Here is a 21,833-nt window from a genome sequence, read left to right on the forward strand (position 1 = left end):
CGCTCAGGTGTCGTCGGAGGCCGATACCCCGCGTTCGGAGGCGTAGCGGCGCATCGCTTCTCGCTCCTTGGCCGCCTTCGGATAGCACACGGCCACCAGCAGGGCCCCGCATCCGACGATGACGATCGCCGCCGCGTTCGCCCGGGCGTCACCGTGCACGAAGGCCTCGCGTGCGGCGGTGATGATCTCGTGCGAGTACTGCGGATAGCGTTGTGCCAGATCCGCGGCGCTGGCAAAGGATTTGGTGAGCACCGCCTGGGTCTCGCTACTGACATGGTCGGCGTCGGGTGAGGCGGAGATCGCCGCCGTCAACGTCTTGGCGTACCCGGCGGTGAGGATCGCCCCGAGCACCGACTGCATGATCGCGCCACCGAGATCGCGCTGCAGATCCGAGGTGCTCGATGCCATTCCGGCGCGTGAGACCGGCACCGAGCCGGTCAACGAATGCGACGCCGGGGTGCCGGCGAATCCGACGCCCGCGCCGATCAGGATGTAGGTACCGATCACCGACCAGATGGGCGCGGTGTCGTGCCACATGATCAGCGCCAGTGCCAGGCCGAGAATGATGAACAGGTACCCGATGAGCAGGGTGTAGCGAGATCCGATGGACTCCACGAGTTTCGCCGACTGCGGTGCGACCACCACCATCGCCGCGGCGGCGGGCAGGGCCATCGCACCCGAGGCGAGAGTGGAGTAGCCGAGCACGTTCTGCAGATACTGCTGACCGACGAACATCGCGCCCATCAGGGTGCCGAAGATGACGATGCCGCCCACGGCCGCCACCCAGAACGTCGGCCGGGCGGCGATCCGGAAGTCGTAGAGCGGCACCCTGATCCGAAGCTGGCGCCACACGAACACGACGATCGAGACCACCGCGATCGCCGCGAGCACCCACACCGCGGTCCGCATGGTGCTCAGCGGGGCGAAGTTGATCGCCAGCACGGTGGCACCCACCAGCACGATCGACAGGACGCCGCCGAGGTTGTCGACGGCGACGGCGGTGTCACCGCGGTCGGCGGGCACCAGGAACCACGCGCCGGCCAGCGCGAGCACGGCGAGCGGCAACGTCACCAAAAAGACCGATTGCCACGCGAATTGCTCCAGCAACGCCCCCGACACGACAGGGCCGGTCGCCGAGATCGCCGCGCCGATCGCCGACCACGCCGCGATCGCGCCGGTGCGGCGGGCACCGGTCCACAGGGCCGTGATGATCGCCAGGGTCGTCGGGTAGGCCAGACCGGCCGAGATCCCGCCGAGGACGCGTGCGGCGAACAAGACGTTCGGGCCCACCGCGAAACCGGCGATCAGCGACGCCGGCAACGTCAACAACATGCCGGAGATGAGCAACCGTCGTCGGCCGAAACGGTCGCCCAGCACACCGAAGTACAGCACCGACGCCGCCAGTCCCAGCGAGTAACCGACGGCGATCAGATTCAGCTGCGTCGAGCTGGCGTCGAGGGCCTTGCCGATATCGGGCAGTGCGACATTGGCCACGGACAGATTGATGTTGGCGACACCGGCCACGAGAATCAGCGCCCCGAGTACCAGGGCCGCCCGTGGCGGACTCGTCCCCTTGTCGCTGTCGATGGCATCGGTCGTCGTCACGCGTCGAGCCTACGACGGAGGTGCCCGTTTCACGGCGTATCGCCGCACTCGTCACCCCGGTCGGGTGACCCGACGGGTCACCGGTGGGTGAACCGCGGCTCCCGCTTCTCGACGAACGCGGCCATCCCCTCGGTCTGGTCATCGGTGGCGAATGTCGAATAGAACAGCGCGCGTTCGGCGCGAACACCTTCGGTGAGGCTCGATTCGAAGGCGCGGTTCACCGCGTCCTTGGCCAGCGCGGTCGCGATCGCCGACTTCGACGCAATGGTCGCCGCGACGTCGAGTGCGGTGTCGAGCGCTTCCTCGGTGGGAACCACCCGCGACACCAGACCCATGCGTTCGGCCTCGTCGACCTTCATCTGCCGGCCCGTCAGCACCATGTCCATCGCCTTGGCCTTGCCCACCGCACGGGTCAGGCGCTGCGATCCGCCGATGCCGGGGATGACGCCGAGGTTGATCTCGGGCTGCCCGAAGACGGCGTTCTCGCCGGCGATGATCGTGTCGCACAGCATGGCCAGCTCACACCCACCGCCCAGCGCGTACCCGGTCACGGCGGCGATGATGGGGGTTCGGCTGCGCGACAGCTCATCCCACGCACCGAAGAACGACTCGTTGACCAGCTCGGCGTAGGTCTTCGACGACATCTCCTTGATGTCGGCGCCGGCGGCGAACGCCTTCTGCGATCCGGTCAGCACGATCGCCCCGATACCCGCGTCGGCGTCGAACTCCTTGACCGCGGCGACCACCTCGGTCATCAGTTCGGTGTTGAGCGCGTTGAGTGCCTTGGGACGGTTGAGGGTGATGATGCCGACGCGATCGCGGCGCTCGATCAGGATCATCTGCGGTTCGGTGGTGCTCATGGTGACTCCTTCGTCAATGGCTTCTTCGTCAATGGCTTCGGTTCGTCAATGGCTTCGGCGACGCCTCTCGTGCCGGGAAAGGTCAGGCGCCGGTGCGGGATTCGACCTCGAAGGTCAGTTCGACGTCGTCGGGCAGCGGCGCGAAGAACGCGTCGATCACGGAGTCGTCGATCGTGTCGGCGGGCCGCCAGACGGGGTTGCGGTCCTTGTCGATGACCTGCGCCCGGATGCCCTCGGCGAGGTCGGGAAACAGCAACGAGCGCAACGACACCCGGTATTCACGGCGCAACGAGTCGGCCAGTGTCGCGTCGTGCTTCGCCTCCCGCAGCGAACGCAGCGCTACCCGCAGGGCCAGTGGGCTTTTCACGGCGATCCGTTCGGCGGTCTTCGTTGCGAAGTCCGAGCCGACGGCGCGGCATCGCGCGATGATCTCATCGACGCCGTCGGCGGCGAAGGCCTCGGCGATCCAGGATCGCTGCTCGAGCAGCCCCGCGGCGGGCGGTTCGATCGAGAACCGGGCGAGCACCTCGCCGGCCGGCCGGTCGGCGAGCGCTGCGACGAGTTCGTCGAGTTTCTCGGCGGGCACATAATGGTCGGCGAGTCCGAGGGCGATCGCCTCGGCGCCGTCGATCGGTGCGGCCGTCAGCGCGAGGTAGGTGCCGAACTGGTCGGGGACCTGCGCGAGCAGATGGGTGCCGCCGACGTCGGGCACGAAGCCGATGCCGACCTCGGGCATCGCGAGTTTGGTGCGGTCGGTGACGACGCGGGTGTTGCCGTGGGCGGAGATCCCGACGCCGCCGCCCATGACGATGCCGTCCATGATCGCGACGTAGGGCTTGGGGTAGTTCGCGATGTACTCGTTGAGGAGGTATTCGTCGTGCCAGAAGCGTCCGGACGGGCTCGACGCGGCGTCGTGGTCGTCGTGGGCGCCGCCCTCGGCGTCGACGCCGCTGAGTGCGACGCCGTCGCGATGGATGGCGACGATGTCGCCGCCGGCGCAGAGGCCTCGCTCACCGGCCCCGGAGATCACCACGGTCTCGATCGCGTCGTCCGTCGCCCACGCATGTAGCGCGTTGTCCATGGTCAGCGCCATCTCGTGGTCGAGCGCGTTGATCGACTTCGGGCGATTGAGCACCAGGTGGGCCACCCGCCCCCGGCGTTCCGTGCGGATCGACGCATCGTCGGCCATCGGTTTCCTTCCCTCACGCTGTCACATGCTCGGCGGCGCTCGCCTGTCTGCAATAGTTGCATATCCTAGTTTCTCCACGCGCACAAGGTCCAGGCGCACAGGTCGGCCTACCATGGGGAACAGGCGTCGGTGGCGCTCCGGGTACGCCGAGGGCTGTGTTACACGAATCCGGCGATCCCTTATTCCGCCGGTAACCACCACGCAATACTCGAGGTCTGAAATTGGTGGCAGGTGACCGACCGGCCCACGCCGACTCCGATCCCCGTTCACATCCCGGGCAACGTCGCCCACCCCCTCATTCGCCGCGCACATCCACGCGCCGTCTCCACAGGAGAAGCCATGCCCGCATTCGACGAGACCATCACCGAGAACATCGCCGCCTCCCTCGCCGAGATCCCCCATCCGTCACTTCCCAAGGGCTCCAACATCTATGGCGGAACCAAGATCTTCCCCGATTACCAGGCGGAGAACGGCGAATCGTACTTCACCCTCGTCCACGGCATCGCCCACGAGTCATCGGTCTCGTTCGTCGCCGTCCTGCAGGCCACCCGGGCACTGCGCAAGGGATTCGAGTCGGCGATCTACTTCTACGGACCCGGCGCCATCAATTGCCTTGCCACACGCGGCTTCCCGACAACCGGAGATTCGGGCTTCCCCGGCGAACAGAACATCAACGACTCCTTGGCAACCTTCATCTCCGAGGGCGGAACGGTCTTCTGCTGCCGATTCGGGCTCGCCCTGCACGGCGGCCGCGAAGAGGACCTGATCGAGGGCGTGATCCCGGCACATCCGCTCGACGTGCAAGACGCTCTCATCCACTACGCCCGCAAGGGCGCGATCATCAACTCCACCTACATGGTGTGAGCCGAGTTCCCATGCCCACCAACAGGATCAGCTCATGACGACACTTGCCGCCGTCGCGGCCAACTTCACCCGCGACCTCGAGGACAACTACCGGGTGATCGCCGACCACGTCGAACGGGCCCGAGCAGCGGGAGTCGATTTCCTCGTCTTCCCCGAGGCCGCCATCGGCGGCTACCTCTCCTCACTGGGCAATCACGGCGACACCGTCGCGACCACCAGCCGCTCACTGCCACCGGCGATTTCGCTTGACGGGCCGGAGATCGCGCGCGTTCAGGCGATCGCGGGCGACATGCTCATCGCGATCGGCTTCTGTGAACTCGCCGAGGACGGGGTCACGCGGTACAACGCCGCAGCCGTTCTCGATGGGGATCGGATCTACGGCAGCTACCGCAAGGTGCATCAACCGTTGGGCGAGAACATGTCCTATTCCGCGGGCACCGAGTACGGGGTCTTCGATACTCCGGTCGGGCGTGTCGGCCTGCAGATCTGTTACGACAAGGCCTTTCCCGAAGCCGCACGCATCATGGCGCTGCAGGGAGCCGAGATCATCGCGAGCCTCTCGGCGTGGCCGGCCGCCCGCACCGCAACGGCGGAGAACCTGCAGGAAGACCGCTGGACCTACCGCTTCAATCTCTTCGATACCGCACGCGCACTGGATAATCAGGTCTTCTGGATCGCCGCCAACCAGTCCGGAACCTTCGGTTCGCTGCGGTACGTCGGCAACGCCAAGATCGTCGATCCCGGCGGCAACGTCCTGGATTCGACGCTCCTCGGCAGCGGGATGGCCGTCGCCGAGGTCGATATCGACGCCACCTTCACCGCCATGCGCGCCGGCATGTTCCATCTGCGCGACCGACGGCCCGATGCCTACGGACTCATCACCGACACCGAGGCAGCGGCGTGGCGGGAACCCGCTCATGCCTGAGATGACCTTCGCGGTGCGCTGGCCGGACGGGCGTGTGCAGGAATGCTATTCGCCGTCGCTGGTCGTCCACGATCATCTGAGCAGCGGCCATCACTACACGGTCGCCGAGTTCCGCGCCCGCAGCCTCGTCGCACTCGGTGAGGCAGCCGAGCGCGTCCGCGCGAAGTTCGGTTTCGCCTGCACCTCGGCGGCGGTGACAGCCGAAGCGATCACCGTCACCGCAACCGATTTCGCCGACGACGCCGTCGTCGAAGTCCTGAGCATGCACCCGCCCCTCCCCCCCCCCTGAATCCCCACATCGTTCGGAGCTCCCATGAGCACTTCCGCCCATCCCCCGCACATCCCCGTCGTCATCGTCGGCGGCGGCCAGGCCGGCCTGTCGGTCAGTTGGTATCTCGGCAAGGCGCACATCGATCACGTGGTCATCGAGAGCGACACACCCATGCACGCCTGGGCCGACACCCGTTGGGACAACTTCACCCTCGTCACCCCCAACTGGCATTGCCGGCTGCCCGGCTGCTCCTACGACGGCGCCGATCCCGACGGGTTCATGACCCGCGACGAGGTGGTCACCTGGCTCGCGGGCTGGCTGGAGACCTTCGAGCCGCCGCTGCGCACCCACACCACCGTGACGCGCCTGTCCCGAATCGCCGACGACCGATTCGAGCTGACCGTGAGCGGCGACGCCGGCGAGGAAGTACTCACCTGCGATCAGGTGGTCATCGCCACCGGCGGCTACCCACTGCCCGTCGTCCCAGCATTCGCCTCCTCGCTCGATCCCGCTGTCACACAGATCCATTCCGAGCAGTACCGCAACGCCGACCAACTGCCCGAGGGGGCGGTGCTCGTCGTCGGGTCCGGTCAGTCGGGGGCGCAGATCGCCGAGGATCTCCATCTCGCCGGCCGCGAGGTACATCTCGCGATCGGCAACGCTCCCCGCGTCGCGCGCACCTACCGTGGACGCGACTGCATGACGTGGCTGGCCGAGATGGGCCTCTACGACACCCCGGCGCAGGAGTATCCCGGCGGAAAGGCCGCCCGAGAGAAGACCAACCACTATGTCACCGGGCGTGACGGCGGCCGTGACATCGACCTGCGGCGTTTCGCGCTCGAGGGGATGCGGTTGTACGGCACCCTCATCGACGGGAAAGACAGCGGCCTACGATTCGCGCCGACGCTGACCGCGGCCCTCGACAACGCCGATACGGTGTACAACTCCATCTGCGCCGACATCGACCGCCACATCGAGGCCAACGGCATCGACGCACCTCCACCGACCCGATACACCCCGGTGTGGCAACCCGATTCGCAACCCGAGTCCCTCGATCTGGCCGACGCCGGCATCACCTCCATCGTCTGGGCGATCGGCTACCGACCCGACTACCGGTGGATCGAGGCCAGCGCCTTCGACGGGTCGGGCCGTCCGATGCAGACCCGCGGCATCACCGAGGTACCCGGTCTGAGTTTTGTCGGTCTGCCGTGGATGCACACCTGGGGCTCCGGACGATTCCTCGGCATCGACCGCGACGCTCGCCACATCGCGGAAACGATCTGCGAGGGCACCACCCGCTCACCGTTACGCCTCGCCGCGAGTCAATAACCCTGCTCCCTCACCCCACCGATCGGAGGACGATCATGAGCGTCTCCACCCGCGTCGACCTCGCACTGCTGGGCATCCGGGGCACGCCACCGGTCCATCGCACCGGCGGTGCCGGTCCGAGCGATGACGGTCACCTCGTCATCGACGGACTGCACGCCGCAATCCCCCGGAACGACAACAGCCCCTTCATCTTCGACGGTGATCGCGTCCTCCTCGACGGAGAGGACGTCGGCGTGCAGATCAGCCCGATCGGCCGGCCGAGATTCTACGATCTCGCCACCACCGACGGAGTTCCGTACGAGCAGATCGCGAGGCTGCACGGTCAGAACGTCTTGGCCACCACCGTCGTTCAGACCTGCATCCGCTACGCCGAGGATCAACGCTGCCGGTTCTGCTCCATCGAGGAGTCGCTGCGAGCCGGTTCCACGACCGCGGTCAAGCGACCCCACGAACTCGCCGAGGTCGCGCGTGCCGCCGTCGACCTCGACGGTGTGACCCAGATGGTGATGACGACCGGGACGTCGGCCGGACATGACCGGGGCGCACGGCATCTCGCACGATGCGTCCGCGCGGTGAAGGACGCCGCCCCCGACCTCCCCATCCAGGTGCAGTGCGAGCCGCCCGCCGATCTCTCGGTCCTGGGCGACCTGCGCGACGCCGGTGCCGATGCGATCGGCATCCACGTCGAATCCCTCGACGACGAGGTCCGACGCCGGTGGATGCCGGGGAAGTCGACGGTACCGCTCGCCGAATACCGGGCGGCCTGGGCCGAGGCCGTCCGCGTGTTCGGCCGCAACCAGGTCTCCACCTACCTCCTCGTCGGATTGGGCGAGGATGCCGACGAGATGATCTCCGGCGCCAAGGAACTCGCCGACATGGGGGTCTACCCGTTCATCGTGCCGTTCCGCCCGCAACAGGGCACCCTGGCTGTCGATGTGGATGGCGCCACCGGCCCCGACGCGGCGACGGTGGAGAAGATCAGCCGCGAGGTCGCGTCACACCTGCAGCTCATCGACATGGCCGGCAGCGACCAACGCGCCGGATGCGCCGCGTGCGGGGCGTGCAGCGTGCTGGCGAATGTCGTTGGGTGAGAACATGCTCGACCACCGGACCCTCCCCCACGCCGCACCACCCGCTCCCGCTCGGGGTGACCTCTCGATCCTCGCGGGCACCCCGCATCGTCGACAGCCCGGCAACGACACCACCCACCTGATCCGCATCGCCGACTCCCCCGCCGAGATGGAAGCGTATCGGGCTCTGCGGCGCGCCGAGTTCGTGGTCCGGCAGGGACTTTTCGACGGAAGCGATGCCGACGACGTCGACGACGATCCACGCATGGTGGCGTTGATCGCGGTCACCGATGACGGTGCCGTGGTCGGCGGGGTGCGGGTGGCTCCCTGTCTGGACCCCGACATCGGATATTGGGCGGGCAGCCGACTCGTCGTCGACCCCGACCGTCCGATCCGCGGTGTGGGCGCGGCATTGATCCGGGCCGCGTGCGCCTACGTGGAGACCGCGGGCGCACTACGGTTCGACGCATGCGTCCAGGACCGTTTCGCCGGGTTGTTCACCGGACTCGGCTGGGAGGACTGCGGCGCCGACGTCACCGTGCGCGGCCGGGCTCATCGCCGGATGCGGTGGCCGATCGGTCGCATCCAGCGAGCCGCCGACGCCACCAAAGCACCTCTGGCGCAGGTTCTCACGCCGTTCCAGTCCCAACCGATGGGGTTGGGTCCGGCGGGATTTCGCGGTGACGACGGCGCGCCGGTCCCGGGTACCGATCTGATCGCGGCGTGCGACGCGATCGTTCCGTCCATGGTCGAGCGGGATCCCGAGTGGGCCGGGTGGTGCTCGGTACTGGTCAACCTCAACGACCTTGCCGCGATGGGCGCGACGCCGGTCGGTCTGCTCGACGCGGTCGGCGGCCCGACCCGAGCACACGTCGAACGCGTGGTCCGCGGTATCGCCGAGGCCGCCAATGCCTGGGGCACAGCGGTTCTCGGTGGCCACACGCAGTTCGGGGCGCCGTCGGCGCTGTCGGTGACCGCGCTGGGCCGCACCGACCATCCGATCGCCGCGGGCGCCGGGCGCGTCGGCGACGTCGTGTCCCTGCTCGCCGACACCACCGGCGGATGGCGACCCGGATATCACGGAAGGCAATGGGACAGCACCAGTTCCCGCCGGCCCGACGAGCTGCGACGGATGACGGGGTTGCCTGCGCGGTTGCGCCCGCGCGCCGCGAAAGATGTCAGCATGGCCGGGGTGGTCGGCACGTTGGGAATGCTCGCGGAAGCGTCGGGGACCGGCGCCGAACTCGATGTCGCCGCGGTGCCGCGACCTGCCGAGGCCGCGATGGGTGACTGGCTCACCTGTTTTCCGGGGTACGGCATGCTCCTCGCCGACACCCGACCCGCCGATCCCGGGCCGGCCGCACCCGTGACCTCGGCAGCATGTGGACGTCTGGTGGCGGGCGCCGGGGTGCGGCTGCGCTGGCCGGACGGGGTCAGTACCGTCGCCGTGGCCTGCGGTGTGACCGGACTCGGGGCGGCATGAGTTACCCCTCGAACGACCAGCTCGCTCGGTAGGCTGGGCGTCCATGACAACCGTGACACTCGGAGCTCTCGCCGCGCACTTCGGCCGCGACGTCGAGCGCGCAGTGTCCAAGGCGCTGGGCATCATCGAGGCCGCCGCACGCGAGGGTGTGGACCTGCTGGTGTTTCCCGACGCGGCACTCGGCGGGTACATCGGCGATCTTCGCGCGCCCGACGTCGACGACCTGCCACCCACCCTCGACCGTGACGGACCCGAATTGGCTGCCATCGCCACCGCCGCGGGAAAGATGGTGGTGTGCATCGGTTATGCCGAGGCAGCCGATGGGGTTCGGTACAACTCGGCGGTCTGTGTCAACGGTGACGGTGTGCTCGGAACACATCGCAAGGTGCACCAGCCCGCCGGCGAGTCCCTCGCGTACACGGCCGGTGATCGGTTCGAGGCGTTCGACACCCCGATCGGCCGGCTCGGCATGCTGATCGACTACGACAAGACCTTTCCGGAGTCGGCGCGCACTCTGGCTCTCGACGGGGCGACGACCATCGCCGCGCTCTCGGCCTGGCCGGCCAGCGTCACCGACCGTGCTGCACGGCTACCCGCCGACCGCCAGTCGCGCCTGTTCGACCTCTACGACAGTGCCCGCGCCGCGGAAAACCAGGTGTTCGTGGTGTCGTCGAATCTGACCGGCATCACCGGGTCGCTGCGATTCCTGGGTCAGGCCAAGGTCGTCGGCCCCGGCGGTGACATCCTGACGACCACCCGTTCCAAGGGTGGGCTGGCCAAGGTCACCGTCGACGTCGAGCACGAGATCGGCCGGGCCCGTAGGGTTCTGGACCACCTGGCCGAGTTGCGCACCGACGCCTACCGGTTGCCGAGCGATACCGAGATCAGGAGATGACGAACTCCATGCGCATTGCACTCCTGACGTATTCGACCAAACCGCGTGGCGGGGTGGTCCACACCCTCAATCTCGCCGAGGCACTGGCCGATCAGGGCGCCGAGGTGACGGTGTGGTCGTTGGCGCGAGGAGGCGACGAGGGATTCTTCCGAACCGTGAATCCATCGGTCGCGGTGCGCCTCATCCCGTTTCCCGATCGTGAGAACGAGTCCATCACCGACCGGATCATGCGGTCGATCACCACGATGCGTGAACAGTTCGACGCCACCGCCACCGACATCGTGCACGCCCAGGACTGCATCAGTGCCAACGCCGTCGGACGTTGCATCCGCACGATCCACCATCTCGACCAATTCACCACCCCGATCCTCGTCGATTGCCACGAGAAGGCCGTCGTCAACCCGTATGCGCGGATCTGCGTGTCACGATCGGTCGCCGAGGAGGTTCGAGCCGGATGGGGACTGCACCCCACGGTGATTCCCAACGGGGTCGACCACACTCGATTCTCGGTCGCGGCGGGCCCGGAGCCTTCGGCCGCCACCGATCGACAGCAATGGCAGAATCGGTTGGGCCCCTTCGTGTTGGCGGTCGGTGGTATCGAACCCCGCAAGGGCAGTATCGATCTCGTCGAGGCCTTCGCGTTGCTGCGGGCTCGCATCCCGGACCTGTCACTCGTCTTCGCCGGCGGTGAGACCCTCTTCGACTACCGCGACTATCGCGCGGAATTCGACCGGCGCGCCCACGATCTCGGGGTCGAGCCCGTTGTGCTCGGGGCGGTCGCCGACGAGGTACTGCCGTCGCTGGTCGCCGCGTGTGACGTCTTCGCCTTCCCGTCGACCAAGGAGGGATTCGGCCTGGCCGCCATGGAGGCACTGGCCGCCGGCCGCCCCGTCGTCGCCCGCGATCTGCCGATCCTCCGTGAGGTGTTCGGTGAGACCGTGCGGTACGCCACCGATCCTGCCGACCTCGCCGACCACCTTGCCGCCGCCCTCGCCGATCCGGATTCGCGAGTCGACGCCGGTCACGCCCTGACCCGATCCCTCACCTGGGAATCCGCCGCGAGGGCGCACCTGGATTTCTATCGCGAGCATCCGACCTGGTAGTGCGCGTGGGCTGGAACCAGCACCGTGGCAAGCGGTCTCGAGGCTCGGCGCACGCGCCTCACACCTCGACCATCGGTGGGGAAAGCCGCGATGCTCCCCGACAACGGTCGCCGTTCCCCGATGGTCGAGGTGCCGAGGAAGCGCCAGCGACGAGGCCTCGAGACCCCCATATCCACCAAACGCGGTCAAAACCCCTGCCGGACTTGACCGTTACGGGAGCATCCGGCCACGAGTGTGTTACAGAAGTGACGGATGAGGTGTCAACCGAGGCGTACAGACCTATCCTGGGGCGCATGATGCGCCGTCGTCTTGTCATGTCCGCCACCGTCGCGACGGTGGTGGGTGTCGCCGGCTCGCTGACCGTTACGCCGGCTGCCGCGGCCCCGTCGGTCGGGCCGGATGTGTCGAGTTACCAGCATCCGAACGTGTCGCTGATCAACTGGTTCGCGGTGCGCGCCGCCGGCCAGCAGATCGCCATGGTGAAGGCGACCGAATCCCTCACCTATGTGAATCCGTACTTCGTTCCCGACAGCCTCACCATGCGTGCCGCCGGCCTCATCCGCGGCACCTATCACTACGCCGACCCCTCGCAATCAGCTGCCGCGCAAGCACTTTTCTACGCCGGGGTCGTGCTCGGGCAGAACGGAATGCTCGATCTCCCACCGGTTCTCGATCTGGAGAACTCCGGCGGGCTCAATCCGACGGACCTCGCCGCGTGGGTGCGGGAGTTCTTTGCCACCCTGGAGTCGCTGACCGGCCGCAAGACGATCCTGTACACCTATCCGAAGTTCTGGGACACCGCGATGGGCGGCACCACCGAATTTGCCGACCACCCGCTATGGATCGCGTCCTACAACGGCCAGGCCGCACCGGAGATGCCCCACGGAGGCTGGAGCACGTGGACGTTCTGGCAGTACACGGATTCCGGACAGCTCCCCGGCATTCCGACGCCGGTCGATCTCAACCGATTCAACGGCACCACACCGCAATTGCAGACAATGGGCAACGCCACCGGAACGGGTACGACCGGCATCCCCGGCAGCTGAGCAGGGCGAGTAGTTCAGCGGGCGACGGCGTCGGCAACCCGACGTAGGCCATCGACGACTGCCGCGATCGCCGCACGCGGATGGGGCCGGGTGAACGCCTCGTACACCCGCGCAGCGCGAACTCCCTTGAGCTCCAACGCGACCACGTCGGGATGCCGGGCCGCATGACGCGGCATCAGGGCGATCCCGTGATCGGCGGCGACGAGCGCCTCGATCGTCGTGAAGTCCAGCATTCGCTGGATCACCCGGGGTGCCACTCCGGTGAGCGCCGAGATCGATTGCAGCACATCGTCGACCGGGAACCCTCCCTCCACGCTGATCCAGTCGCGGTCGGCGAGTTCGGAGCCCGCGACCCGCCGATGATCCGCGAGGTCCGAGGTGCGCGCGACGATCACGTCCAGCGGTTCGCGCATCAGCTCGGTGACGGTGACCCGCGGATCGGTCAGCGTGGGCATCCGCTCGTCGCGGTGGGTGACGACGATGTCGAAATCGGTCAACGCCGGTGCGGCCTCGGGGTATCCGACGTCGAGGTGGAAGGCGTGCACGTCGATCCCCGCTTCAGCGGCCCGCGTCAGCACATCGGGCAGCAGCAGCGTCGCCCCCGACGGGAACATCGCCAGACGGACCGAGGCGTGACCGGATCGGTACGACGCCATCTCTTCCTGCGCCCGCTCCACCGCGGCGATGACGTCGTCGGCGCGCAGCACCAGCGCGTGGCCCGCACCGGTCAGACGGATGCGTCGACCGTCCGGTTCGAGCAGCGCCACACCGGCCTCTTCGGCGAGCACCTTGAGTTGTTGCGACACCGCCGACGGCGTCATGTGCAGCGCGTCGGCGACCGCGCCGATCGAGCCGCGGTCGGCGAACTCGCGCAGCAACCGCAGTCGACGAACCTCCATGGCGCGATCCTATGACCTCCACCCACCACGCATGTCGGACCCGGCACGCATGATGGATGAATGCGTAGTCGCCACGTGAGTCACGTCATCGCCGCCGCGCCGGAGCACGTCTACGAGTTCGCGTCGGACCCGGGCAACCTGGCGCTCTGGGCGTCGGGGCTGGCGCAGGCACCGGTCACGCGCCGTGGCGACGACCTCGTCGTCGAATCCCCGATGGGCACCGTCACCGTTCGCTTTGTCCCGCACAACGAGTTCGGCGTCATCGACCACGACGTGACCCTTCCGTCGGGGTCGACGGTCACCAATCCGGTGCGGGTGCTGGCCCACCCCGACGGCTCGGAAGTGGTCTTCATCCTGCGCCAACTCGACCTCACCGACGAGGAGTTCGACCGTGACGCGGCGACGGTCGCGGCCGATCTTGCCCGCCTCGCCGACCTGGTGGAACAAAGCGGACCCAAGTCCGGTTAACTGGTGTCATGAGCAAGAAGATTGGCTTCCTCTCCTTCGGACACTGGTCCCCGTCGGCCGGCTCGCAGACCCGCTCGGCCGCGGACACTCTGCTGCAATCCATCGACCTCGCGGTCGCGGCCGAAGACCTCGGCGCGGACGGCGCCTACTTCCGCGTGCACCACTTCGCGCGGCAGCTCGGTTCGCCGTTTCCGCTGCTCGCCGCGATCGGCGCGAAGACCGAGACCATCGAGATCGGCACCGGCGTCATCGACATGCGGTACGAGAATCCGATGTACATGGCCGAGGACGCCGGCGCGGCCGATCTGATCTCCGGCGGACGACTCCAGCTCGGCATCAGCCGGGGGTCCCCCGAGCAGGTGATCGAGGGTTACAAGTACTTCGGCTATGTTCCCGCAGACGGCGAGACCGACGCCGACATGGCGCGCTCGCACACCGACGTGTTCCTCCAGGTCATCGAGGGTGCGCGCTTCGCCGAGCCGAATCCGTCGCCGATGTTCCCCAACCCGCCGGGACCGCTGGGCATCGAACCCCAGTCACCGGGCCTGCGTGATCGCATCTGGTGGGGTGCGGGGACTCGCGCGACAGCCGAGTGGACCGCGGAGAAGGGCATGAACCTGATGTCGTCGACGCTGCTCACCGAGGACACCGGTGTGCCGTTCCACCAACTCCAAGCCGAACAGATCCAGCGGTTCCGCGACGCCTGGAAGCTCGCCGGACACGAGCGTGAGCCACGAGTATCGGTGAGCCGCAGTATCTTCCCGTTGGTCAACGACATGGACCGGGCCTACTTCGGCCGGGACCGGCACAGCTCCGACCAGGTCGGTCACATCGACGGCGGTATCGCACGGTTCGGCAAGTCCTACGCCGAAGAACCCGACAAGCTCATCGAGCAGCTCCGGGATGACGAGGCCATCGCCGCCGCCGACACCCTGCTGCTGACCGTGCCCAACCAGCTCGGCGTCGACTACAACGCGCACGTCATCGAGGCGATCCTGAAGGACGTGGCACCTGCGCTCGGGTGGCGGTAGCGCTCGGCAAGCAAAGATGAAGCAATAACGAACGGTTACTGCAAAAGAATTCGATTGTTCTTCATCGACGCCGGGTCGACGATGGACTCATGACCACCCGCGATCGCCTGCTCGGCCTCACCGTCGTCGTCCTCTGGGGCCTCAACTTCATCGCGATCCGCGTTGGTCTCGACCACTTCCCGCCGTTCTTCTTCGCGGCTCTGCGGTTCGCGGTGATGGCCGTCCCGGTGGTGCTGTTCGTGAAGTTCCCTCGCGTGCAGATGCGATGGTTCCTGCTGTACGCAGTGGGCTTCGGGTTCGGGCAGTTCGCATTCCTGTTCCTCGCCATGAACCTCGGGATGCCCACCGGGCTGGCCTCGTTGGTCCTGCAGACCTCGGCGCCGTTCACCGTGCTGCTGGGCGTGTTCTTCCTTCGCGAGCGGTTGGTGCCCGCGCAGATCCTCGGCATCGCGATCGCCGTCGCCGGGATCGTGGTCATCGGCGTCGACCGCGCCGGGCATTCGTCGATCGGTGTGGGCATCATCGTCCCTATGGTGCTGACCGTGCTGGCCGGCCTGTCCTGGGCGTTCGGCAACATCGGCAGCCGCCTGGCCCAACCCGACGACGCCCTGCGGATGACGCTGTGGATGTCGGTGGTACCGCCGATCCCGTTCCTGGCGTTGAGCTTTGCCACCGAAGGCCCTCGCGCCGACCTGACATCGTTGACAACGTTGGGTTCGTCGTCCGGGCTGATCGCGCTGGTCGGCCTGGCCTACGTGGTGCTGCTGGGCACGATCGCCGGGTCCGGACTCTGGACGATGCTGATGAAGCGGTACGAGGCCAGCCGGGTGGCGCCGCTGTCGTTGCTGGTACCCGTGGTCGGGATCAGCGCGGCCTGGCTACTGCTCGGCGAGGTGCCGAGCGGTATCGAGATCGCCGGTGCCGCTCTGGTCATCGCCGGATGCGCCGCCGGGGTGCTGGCCGCGCCACGGTCGAGGGTGCGGGCCGGTGCGGGTGAAACCTCTGTCAGAGCACGCCGCGCACCACGTCGTGCATCCCCGAGACCGCTTGTCGGGCAGCGGGACTGAAGCCGAGCATGTTGACGAAGCCGTGGATCATGCCCGATTCGCGTTGCAGCGAGGTGCGTACGCCGGCACCGGAGAGGGCGTCGGCGTAGGCGATGCCCTCGTCGCGCAACGGATCGAAGCCGGCGACCACCACGTGGGCGGGCGGCAGTCCGGTGAGGTCGTCGGCGAGCAGCGGGGAGATCCGCGGATCACTGCGCGGCACGCCGGCCGGGATGTAGCGCTCGGTGAACCACTCGATGCGCTCGGCGGTGAGGAAGTAGCCGGTGGCGAACTCCTGCCGCGAACCGCCGGATCGCGTCATGTCGGTGACCGGATACAGCAGCAGCTGCAGACGCGGAGTCACCTCCTCGCCGCGCACGAGTTGGGACAGCACCGCGGCGAGATTCCCGCCTGCGCTGTCGCCGGCGACGATGAGGCGATCGGTGTCGACACCCCAGCGCGGGGCCGCACTCACCGCGAAGCGCCACGCGGCCAGGGCGTCGTCGACGGCCGCCGGGAACGGATGCTCGGGGGCGAGCCGGTACTCGACGGACAGGACGTCGGCACCGGTGTCGAGGGCCAGCCGCCGACAGTAGGCGTCGTGGGTGGCCCGACTGCCCAGCGAGAACCCGCCACCGTGGAAGAACAGCACCAGCCCCGTCGAGGAGACCTCGGCGCGGTATCGGGTGGCCGGCAGGTCGCCGCCCGGCCCGTCGATCAGCAGATCCTCGACGACCGCCAGGGGCGGGGTCCGCTCGGCGGAGATCGCCGAGTTCACCTCGAGGTTGTGGCGGGCGCGCTCGACGGTCGCGCCGCTCATGTCGCCACCGGGCATGAGTCGCGTGGCGACGCCGGCGACCAACATCTCCGGGGCGATGTGCTCGCCGTCGGAGTTCACCGGGCAGATCCGGGAGACGACGCCCAGCGCACCCGGCGGCAGGTGTCCGCCGAGACGCATCACCGAACGGACGGCGCGGAACGGAAGCGGAATCGTCAGCGTTGTGGCCCTACTCACGGCCGCGAGGGTACCCCGCCGAGGTCCGGCGGCACCGTCGGCGCCCCTGTGCCAGACTCGTCCCCATGTCCGACCGAGTTCCGCTGCGCACCTCGCTGGCCCTGGCCGCCGCCGCGTCCGCCCGCTGGGCCTCCCGTACCGCCGGACGCGGGAAGGGCTCGATGATCGGCGGGCTGGTCGCCGAGAAGATCGACCCGCAGATCATGGCCCGCCTCGCGGCCGGCAAGCGTACGGCGCTGATCACCGGCACCAACGGCAAGTCGACGACGACGCGGATGACCGCGGCGGCGCTCGCCGAACTCGGCGAGGTCGCCACCCAGGCCGACGGCGCCAACATGGACGCCGGCATCATCGCCACGCTCAGCCTGCAACGTTCGGCGCCGATCTGCGCACTCGAGGTCGACGAATTACACGTCCCGCACGTCGCCGACGCCACCGATCCCGAGGTGGTGGTGATGCTGAATCTCTCGCGCGATCAACTCGACCGGGTGGGCGAGATCAACATGATCGAACGCGCCCTGCGCGCCGGCGTCGGCCGCCACCCCGACACGATCGTCGTCGCCAACTGCGACGACGTCCTGGTCACCTCCGCTGCCTTCGATGCGCCGAAGGTGGTGTGGGTGGCGGCCGGGTCGAGCTGGGTCGGGGATTCGGTGAGCTGTCCGCGCACCGGCGAACCCATCGCGCGTGCGACCGCCGACTCCGGCAGCGGACCGTCGATACCACCCGGCGGTATCGACTGGTATTCGACCGGTGACGAGAACTTCCGGCGCCCCAGCCCGGACTGGTGGGTCGACGACGACAACATCTACGGCCCCGATGGCTTCGTCGCGCCGATGGCTCTCGCCGTGCCGGGCCGCGCCAACCGCGGCAATGCTGCGCAGGCCGTGGCCGCGGCCGTCGCGATGGGCGCCGACCCGGCCAAGGCGGTGGCGGCGGTGCAGACCGTCGGCGAGGTTGCCGGACGCTACGGCATCCATCAGGTCGGCAACCACTCGGTGCGCACACTGCTGGCCAAGAATCCGGCCGGCTGGCAGGAAGCGTTGTCGATGATCGACCACGATGCCGACGGACTGGTCATCGCCGTTAACGGGCAGGTCCCCGACGGTGAGGATCTCTCCTGGCTGTGGGACGTGCGGTTCGAGGCGTTCGAGACGATGGCGGTGGTCGCCGCAGGCGAACGCGCCGCCGACCTGTCGGTGCGGTTGCTCTACGCGGGCGCCGAACACACCACCATCCCCGACCCGATGAAGGCCATCGCATCATGTCCGCCGGGACGCGTCGAGGTCCTGGCGAACTACACCGCCTTCCGCGATCTCGGCACCGCGATGGAACGCGTACGGGAGGAACGCAAATGAGCGACTCGACGCTGCGTATAGGGCTGGTGCTCCCCGACGTGATGGGCACCTACGGTGACGGCGGGAACGCCCTGGTGCTGCGGCAGCGGGCCCGGATGCGGGGCATCGACGCCGAGATCATCTCGATCACCCTCGACGACGAGGTCCCCGACTCACTCGACGTCTACACCCTCGGTGGCGCCGAGGATTACGCGCAGCGGCTGGCCACCCGGCACCTCACCCGCTATCCGGGGCTGCAGCGTGCGGCGGCCGCGGGCCGTCCGGTGCTGGCGATCTGCGCGGCCATCCAGGTCCTCGGCCACTGGTACGAGACGTCGGCGGGCGAACGCGTGGACGGCATCTCGCTGTTCAACCTCACCACCGCACCGCAACAGACCCGCAGCATCGGCGAGCTCGTCACCGACCCGGTGCTGCCCGGACTCACCCAGCCGTTGTCGGGATTCGAAAACCATAGGGGCGGAAGTACTCTCGGGGACGATGCCACCCCGCTCGGGCGGGTGCGTCACGGCGTCGGCAACGGCGTGGGCGACGGCACCGAGGGTGTGGTCGCCGGCTCGGTGATCGGCACCTACCTGCACGGCCCGGCGCTGGCCCGCAACCCGGAGCTAGCCGATTTTCTCCTCGCCCGGGCGATCGGGACCGATTCGCTTGCGCCGCTGGACCTCCCAGAGGTTGACCGGCTGCGCTCCGAGCGACTCGCCGCCGCCCGACGCTGAGCCGTCGGCCGCACCCGGCCCGCCCCGATGCCAGAAGCGGGACCGGCGGTACCGCGAGCAGCCCGACGCCCCGCACAGGGCACAGTCGGTGCCCGCACGCAGATGGGCGTGCGCCGACCGCGGATGGCCGCACCGGCACACCTGATCACCACGCTGGGACATGGCCTCACCTTACGCCGCACGACGACGTCGGCTGTCGGGAATCCGCAGCCCGACGTACTGTGTCGCCATGACCACGATCTCGCCCTGCAGCGCCGACGATCACGACGACTGGCTGCCGCTCTGGGACGGTTATCTGCGCTTCTACGAGACCGACCTCGATCCCGAGATCACCGCAATCACGTTCCGGCGCATCGTCTCCGGTGACGGTATCCACGGTGCGATCGCACGCAACGACCAGCGGCGCGCCATCGGTCTGGTCCACTGGCTCGCCCATCCGTCGACCTGGAGCCGCACCGGCTACTGCTATCTCGAGGATCTGTTCGTCGCCCCCGACAGTCGCGGGTCCGGCGTCGGGCGTGCCCTGATCGACCACGTCTGCGAGGCGGCACGCGACGCCGGACTCACCAAGGTCTACTGGCTGACCCAACAGCAGAATGCCACTGCGCGAAGACTTTACGACGCCGTCGCCACCGACACCGGATTCGTGCACTACGAGATCGATCTCGACACCCACTGATCGACAGCCCACGTGATCGACGGCTCAGCCGACGGCCGGCTCACCCGAGAGTGCGGTCGCGCGCGGGTAATCCGGCGTGCCGGGCGGCCTCGACGATCACCGCCCGCAGCATCGCCGGGGTGAGCCGCCCGGTGAAGGTGTTGTGCTGGCTGACGTGATAGCTGGCGAAGACCGTCAGCTCGGCGCCGTCGTCACGTCGGATGACCGTACGCGCGCCGTGACCGAATTTCGGTCGGGGACGGTCGATCTGCCAGCCGAGTTCCTCGAACGTCCGCAAACCCACCTGCCATCCGAAGCCGCCGAGCACCATCACCGAGCGCACCGTGGGCGCCAGGAGGTCCAGCTCGGCGCGTAACCAGTGGGCGCACCGGTCGCGCTCGGTGGTGGTCGGCTTGTTCTGCGGCGGAGCGCAATGCACCGGGGCAGTCATGCGCACCCCGAACAACTCCATCCCGTCATCGGCGGAGACGACGGTCGGTTGCGAGGCGAGTCCGATGTCGTAGAGCGCGCGGAACAGCACGTCACCACTCTGGTCGCCGGTGAACATGCGGCCGGTGCGATTGGCGCCGTGCGCGGCCGGCGCGAGCCCGAGGATGAGCATGCGGGAGTCGACGGGCCCGAACCCCGGGACGGGCCGTCCCCAATAGTCCCAGTCGGCGAAGGCGGCACGTTTCTCCCGCGCCACCTTCTCGCGCCACGCCACCAGACGAGGGCAGGCGCGGCAGTCGATCAGCGCGGCATCGAGATCGGCGAGATCACGGTATCGGGATCGTCGTCGGGCCATGCGGTGCTCACCGAGCCGAGCTCAGTCGAGGACCTTGCATCGTTCGCGGGTGCGATCGACGGCAAACCAGCCGCGCTCGAACTGCTGCCATCGTTGCAGCAGGGGGCGCGAGGATTCACCGTCGCGGGCGACGGCGCGTTCGAGCCGCGCGTCGGCGTCACCGCCGTCGAGCCACAGCGCGTGGCTGAGCCGGTCGGCGATACGACGCCGCGCCGACGACACCCCCTCGATCACCAGTAGCGGCTCCCACCGCACCCACACCCGGCCACCGAGCTGCGGCACACCGTCGACCCACTCCCGTGGCCGATAGCGGTAATCGTGCCGACGCACAAAGGCATGCAGCACATCGGTTTCCAGCTCCGGCCACCACGCGACCGGGTTGTCCCACGTGGCGAAGTCGTCGGTGCGGACGAGTACCACCCCGGTGCCGCGGGCCCGTAAGCGGGCGACGAGGGCGTCGGCGACGGTCGACTTGCCCGCGCCGGACGGGCCGTCGATGGCGACGATCCCGGAGATCATCTCCGCGGCAAGGTCGTCGAGCCGGGCGTCGAGATCGGTGGACAGGGTGGGCGCCGTCATCGTCATGCCAAGATGCGGCGGCCCGACAGCGCACGGCCGAGGGTGAGTTCGTCGGCGAACTCCAGGTCGCCGCCCATCGGCAGCCCCGACGCCAGACGCGTCACCGACAGCCCCGGGAAGTCCTTGAGCATCCGCAGCAGGTACGTCGCGGTGGCCTCGCCCTCGGTGTTGGGGTCGGTGGCCACGATGATCTCGGTGACCTCGGTGCCGTCGTCGGTGGTGGCCAGCCGTCGCAGCAACTCGCGGATACGCAACTGGTCGGGGCCGATCCCCGACAGCGGGTCGAGCGCGCCGCCGAGCACGTGGTAGCGGCCGTGGAACTCCTTGGTGCGCTCGATCGCGTGGACGTCTTTGGGCTCCTCGACGACGCAGATCTTGGTCGCGTCACGTCGGGCATCCGAGCAGATCCGGCAGAGATTGTTGGCCGAGACGTTGCCGCACTCGGCGCAGAAGGTGACGTTGTCGCGGACCTGGATGAGGGCCGCGACAAGTCGATCGATCTCCTTCTTCTCGCCGGCCAGCAGCGCGAACGCGATGCGCTGGGCACCCTTCGGGCCGAGCCCGGGTTGTTTGGCGAGCTCGTCGATCAGATCCTGGATGGGGCCCTCGTACATCGGT

General features: G+C 68.2%; 23 protein-coding genes. 15 read left to right on the plus strand and 8 right to left on the minus strand.

From position 1 onward, the window contains the following. Positions 1 to 3: 3 nt before the first annotated feature. From J6U32_RS00815 to J6U32_RS00825, 3 genes are all read right to left on the minus strand, one after another. Positions 4 to 1,605: an MFS transporter gene (locus J6U32_RS00815; RefSeq protein ID WP_208793135.1), complete on the minus strand. Its 1,602-nt coding sequence runs from the start codon at positions 1,603 to 1,605 to the stop codon at positions 4 to 6. 77 nt (positions 1,606 to 1,682) lie between these two features. Next, positions 1,683 to 2,465, minus strand: coding sequence for an enoyl-CoA hydratase (locus J6U32_RS00820; protein WP_208793136.1), 783 nt, complete (start codon positions 2,463 to 2,465; stop codon positions 1,683 to 1,685). An 82-nt stretch (positions 2,466 to 2,547) separates the two neighbouring features. Next, the gene (locus tag J6U32_RS00825; RefSeq protein ID WP_208793137.1) at positions 2,548 to 3,654 is read right to left on the minus strand and encodes an enoyl-CoA hydratase/isomerase family protein; all 1,107 of its coding nucleotides are present in this window, start codon (positions 3,652 to 3,654) and stop codon (positions 2,548 to 2,550) included. Positions 3,655 to 3,993: 339 nt separating this feature from the next. Between J6U32_RS00825 and J6U32_RS00830 the strand changes: the two genes are divergently transcribed. The 9 genes from J6U32_RS00830 to J6U32_RS00870 all read left to right on the plus strand — a co-directional run bounded on the left by J6U32_RS00830 (position 3,994) and on the right by J6U32_RS00870 (position 12,640). Continuing rightward, positions 3,994 to 4,518, plus strand: a complete 525-nt coding sequence (locus J6U32_RS00830; RefSeq protein WP_006371625.1) for an MSMEG_0572/Sll0783 family nitrogen starvation response protein — start codon at positions 3,994 to 3,996, stop codon at positions 4,516 to 4,518. Between the two features lie 34 nt (positions 4,519 to 4,552). After that, entirely contained in the window at positions 4,553 to 5,443 is an 891-nt protein-coding gene (locus J6U32_RS00835) for a carbon-nitrogen hydrolase family protein (RefSeq protein WP_094601318.1), read from the plus strand. After that, on the plus strand, positions 5,436 to 5,732 hold the full coding sequence (locus J6U32_RS00840; RefSeq protein WP_208793138.1) for an MSMEG_0570 family nitrogen starvation response protein: 297 nt from the start codon (positions 5,436 to 5,438) through the stop codon (positions 5,730 to 5,732). Before J6U32_RS00835 ends, J6U32_RS00840 begins: the two co-directional genes overlap by 8 nt. 24 nt (positions 5,733 to 5,756) lie before the next feature. Continuing rightward, positions 5,757 to 7,043 carry an MSMEG_0569 family flavin-dependent oxidoreductase gene (locus tag J6U32_RS00845; protein ID WP_208793139.1) on the plus strand — a complete coding sequence of 429 codons (1,287 nt, stop codon included), beginning with the start codon at positions 5,757 to 5,759 and terminating at the stop codon, positions 7,041 to 7,043. A gap of 35 nt (positions 7,044 to 7,078) precedes the next feature. Beyond that, a complete protein-coding gene (locus tag J6U32_RS00850) occupies positions 7,079 to 8,134 on the plus strand; it encodes an MSMEG_0568 family radical SAM protein (RefSeq protein WP_208793140.1) in 1,056 nt (351 codons plus the stop codon). A gap of 4 nt (positions 8,135 to 8,138) precedes the next feature. Continuing rightward, a complete protein-coding gene (locus J6U32_RS00855) occupies positions 8,139 to 9,596 on the plus strand; it encodes an MSMEG_0567/sll0787 family protein (RefSeq protein ID WP_208795894.1) in 1,458 nt (485 codons plus the stop codon). Positions 9,597 to 9,639: 43 nt separating this feature from the next. Beyond that, on the plus strand, positions 9,640 to 10,491 hold the full coding sequence (locus J6U32_RS00860) for a carbon-nitrogen hydrolase family protein (protein WP_208793141.1): 852 nt from the start codon (positions 9,640 to 9,642) through the stop codon (positions 10,489 to 10,491). Between the two features lie 8 nt (positions 10,492 to 10,499). Next, positions 10,500 to 11,594: an MSMEG_0565 family glycosyltransferase gene (locus J6U32_RS00865; RefSeq protein WP_208793142.1), complete on the plus strand. Its 1,095-nt coding sequence runs from the start codon at positions 10,500 to 10,502 to the stop codon at positions 11,592 to 11,594. A 314-nt stretch (positions 11,595 to 11,908) separates the two neighbouring features. Further along, a complete protein-coding gene (locus J6U32_RS00870; protein WP_208795895.1) occupies positions 11,909 to 12,640 on the plus strand; it encodes a glycoside hydrolase family 25 protein in 732 nt (243 codons plus the stop codon). A 14-nt stretch (positions 12,641 to 12,654) separates the two neighbouring features. Here J6U32_RS00870 and J6U32_RS00875 read toward each other — a convergent pair whose 3' ends face one another. Then, a complete protein-coding gene (locus J6U32_RS00875) occupies positions 12,655 to 13,539 on the minus strand; it encodes a LysR family transcriptional regulator (RefSeq protein WP_208793143.1) in 885 nt (294 codons plus the stop codon). A gap of 60 nt (positions 13,540 to 13,599) precedes the next feature. Between J6U32_RS00875 and J6U32_RS00880 the strand changes: the two genes are divergently transcribed. The 3 genes from J6U32_RS00880 (at position 13,600) to J6U32_RS00890 (ending at position 16,105) form a co-directional block, all read left to right on the plus strand. Beyond that, the gene (locus J6U32_RS00880; protein ID WP_208793144.1) at positions 13,600 to 14,007 is read left to right on the plus strand and encodes an SRPBCC family protein; all 408 of its coding nucleotides are present in this window, start codon (positions 13,600 to 13,602) and stop codon (positions 14,005 to 14,007) included. 8 nt (positions 14,008 to 14,015) lie between these two features. Then, positions 14,016 to 15,038: an LLM class flavin-dependent oxidoreductase gene (locus J6U32_RS00885; protein ID WP_208793145.1), complete on the plus strand. Its 1,023-nt coding sequence runs from the start codon at positions 14,016 to 14,018 to the stop codon at positions 15,036 to 15,038. A gap of 89 nt (positions 15,039 to 15,127) precedes the next feature. After that, on the plus strand, positions 15,128 to 16,105 hold the full coding sequence (locus J6U32_RS00890; protein ID WP_208793146.1) for an EamA family transporter: 978 nt from the start codon (positions 15,128 to 15,130) through the stop codon (positions 16,103 to 16,105). Here J6U32_RS00890 and J6U32_RS00895 read toward each other — a convergent pair. Next, complete coding sequence (locus J6U32_RS00895) at positions 16,044 to 17,099, minus strand: alpha/beta hydrolase (RefSeq protein WP_208793147.1); 1,056 nt, start codon at positions 17,097 to 17,099, stop codon at positions 16,044 to 16,046. The two genes, J6U32_RS00890 and J6U32_RS00895, sit on opposite strands and share 62 nt — an antisense overlap. A 65-nt stretch (positions 17,100 to 17,164) precedes the next feature. Here J6U32_RS00895 and J6U32_RS00900 point away from each other — a divergent pair, with 65 nt between their 5' ends. From J6U32_RS00900 to J6U32_RS00910, 3 genes are all read left to right on the plus strand, one after another. After that, positions 17,165 to 18,457 (plus strand): Mur ligase family protein, encoded by a 1,293-nt coding sequence (locus J6U32_RS00900; RefSeq protein WP_208793148.1) that lies wholly within the window; start codon positions 17,165 to 17,167, stop codon positions 18,455 to 18,457. Further along, positions 18,454 to 19,173 (plus strand): type 1 glutamine amidotransferase, encoded by a 720-nt coding sequence (locus J6U32_RS00905; protein WP_208793149.1) that lies wholly within the window; start codon positions 18,454 to 18,456, stop codon positions 19,171 to 19,173. Before J6U32_RS00900 ends, J6U32_RS00905 begins: the two co-directional genes overlap by 4 nt. Before the next feature lie 229 nt (positions 19,174 to 19,402). Beyond that, a complete protein-coding gene (locus J6U32_RS00910) occupies positions 19,403 to 19,852 on the plus strand; it encodes a GNAT family N-acetyltransferase (RefSeq protein ID WP_244332453.1) in 450 nt (149 codons plus the stop codon). A 40-nt stretch (positions 19,853 to 19,892) separates the two neighbouring features. Here the strand turns inward: J6U32_RS00910 and J6U32_RS00915 are convergent, their stop codons facing one another. From J6U32_RS00915 to recR, 3 genes are read right to left on the minus strand one after another with little or no spacing between them, the layout of a single operon-like run. Next, a complete protein-coding gene (locus tag J6U32_RS00915; RefSeq protein WP_208793151.1) occupies positions 19,893 to 20,636 on the minus strand; it encodes a uracil-DNA glycosylase in 744 nt (247 codons plus the stop codon). Positions 20,637 to 20,657: 21 nt separating this feature from the next. Further along, complete coding sequence (locus J6U32_RS00920) at positions 20,658 to 21,215, minus strand: uridine kinase family protein (RefSeq protein ID WP_208795896.1); 558 nt, start codon at positions 21,213 to 21,215, stop codon at positions 20,658 to 20,660. Between the two features lie 2 nt (positions 21,216 to 21,217). Then, positions 21,218 to 21,829 carry a recombination mediator RecR gene (recR, locus tag J6U32_RS00925; RefSeq protein WP_079928609.1) on the minus strand — a complete coding sequence of 204 codons (612 nt, stop codon included), beginning with the start codon at positions 21,827 to 21,829 and terminating at the stop codon, positions 21,218 to 21,220. Between the last annotated feature and the right edge of the window lie 4 nt (positions 21,830 to 21,833).

The organism is Gordonia polyisoprenivorans, assembly GCF_017654315.1.
Classification (GTDB): Bacteria; Actinomycetota; Actinomycetes; order Mycobacteriales; family Mycobacteriaceae; genus Gordonia; species Gordonia polyisoprenivorans_A.

Bases quoted from the DNA above. Each gene is read 5' to 3' on its own strand.
- J6U32_RS00875 (WP_208793143.1), bottom strand. From the start codon at position 13,539: ATGGAGGTTCGTCGACTGCGGTTGCTGCGCGAGTTCGCCGACCGCGGC.
- J6U32_RS00920 (WP_208795896.1), bottom strand. From the start codon at position 21,215: ATGACGGCGCCCACCCTGTCCACCGATCTCGACGCCCGGCTCGACGAC.
- J6U32_RS00865 (WP_208793142.1), top strand. From the start codon at position 10,500: ATGCGCATTGCACTCCTGACGTATTCGACCAAACCGCGTGGCGGGGTG.
- J6U32_RS00835 (WP_094601318.1), top strand. From the start codon at position 4,553: ATGACGACACTTGCCGCCGTCGCGGCCAACTTCACCCGCGACCTCGAG.
- recR (WP_079928609.1), bottom strand. From the start codon at position 21,829: ATGTACGAGGGCCCCATCCAGGATCTGATCGACGAGCTCGCCAAACAA.
- J6U32_RS00840 (WP_208793138.1), top strand. From the start codon at position 5,436: ATGCCTGAGATGACCTTCGCGGTGCGCTGGCCGGACGGGCGTGTGCAG.
- J6U32_RS00885 (WP_208793145.1), top strand. From the start codon at position 14,016: ATGAGCAAGAAGATTGGCTTCCTCTCCTTCGGACACTGGTCCCCGTCG.
- J6U32_RS00915 (WP_208793151.1), bottom strand. From the start codon at position 20,636: ATGGCCCGACGACGATCCCGATACCGTGATCTCGCCGATCTCGATGCC.
- J6U32_RS00855 (WP_208795894.1), top strand. From the start codon at position 8,139: ATGCTCGACCACCGGACCCTCCCCCACGCCGCACCACCCGCTCCCGCT.
- J6U32_RS00820 (WP_208793136.1), bottom strand. From the start codon at position 2,465: ATGAGCACCACCGAACCGCAGATGATCCTGATCGAGCGCCGCGATCGC.
- J6U32_RS00880 (WP_208793144.1), top strand. From the start codon at position 13,600: ATGCGTAGTCGCCACGTGAGTCACGTCATCGCCGCCGCGCCGGAGCAC.
- J6U32_RS00890 (WP_208793146.1), top strand. From the start codon at position 15,128: ATGACCACCCGCGATCGCCTGCTCGGCCTCACCGTCGTCGTCCTCTGG.
- J6U32_RS00830 (WP_006371625.1), top strand. From the start codon at position 3,994: ATGCCCGCATTCGACGAGACCATCACCGAGAACATCGCCGCCTCCCTC.
- J6U32_RS00905 (WP_208793149.1), top strand. From the start codon at position 18,454: ATGAGCGACTCGACGCTGCGTATAGGGCTGGTGCTCCCCGACGTGATG.
- J6U32_RS00845 (WP_208793139.1), top strand. From the start codon at position 5,757: ATGAGCACTTCCGCCCATCCCCCGCACATCCCCGTCGTCATCGTCGGC.
- J6U32_RS00900 (WP_208793148.1), top strand. From the start codon at position 17,165: ATGTCCGACCGAGTTCCGCTGCGCACCTCGCTGGCCCTGGCCGCCGCC.
- J6U32_RS00910 (WP_244332453.1), top strand. From the start codon at position 19,403: ATGACCACGATCTCGCCCTGCAGCGCCGACGATCACGACGACTGGCTG.
- J6U32_RS00825 (WP_208793137.1), bottom strand. From the start codon at position 3,654: ATGGCCGACGATGCGTCGATCCGCACGGAACGCCGGGGGCGGGTGGCC.
- J6U32_RS00850 (WP_208793140.1), top strand. From the start codon at position 7,079: ATGAGCGTCTCCACCCGCGTCGACCTCGCACTGCTGGGCATCCGGGGC.
- J6U32_RS00860 (WP_208793141.1), top strand. From the start codon at position 9,640: ATGACAACCGTGACACTCGGAGCTCTCGCCGCGCACTTCGGCCGCGAC.
- J6U32_RS00870 (WP_208795895.1), top strand. From the start codon at position 11,909: ATGTCCGCCACCGTCGCGACGGTGGTGGGTGTCGCCGGCTCGCTGACC.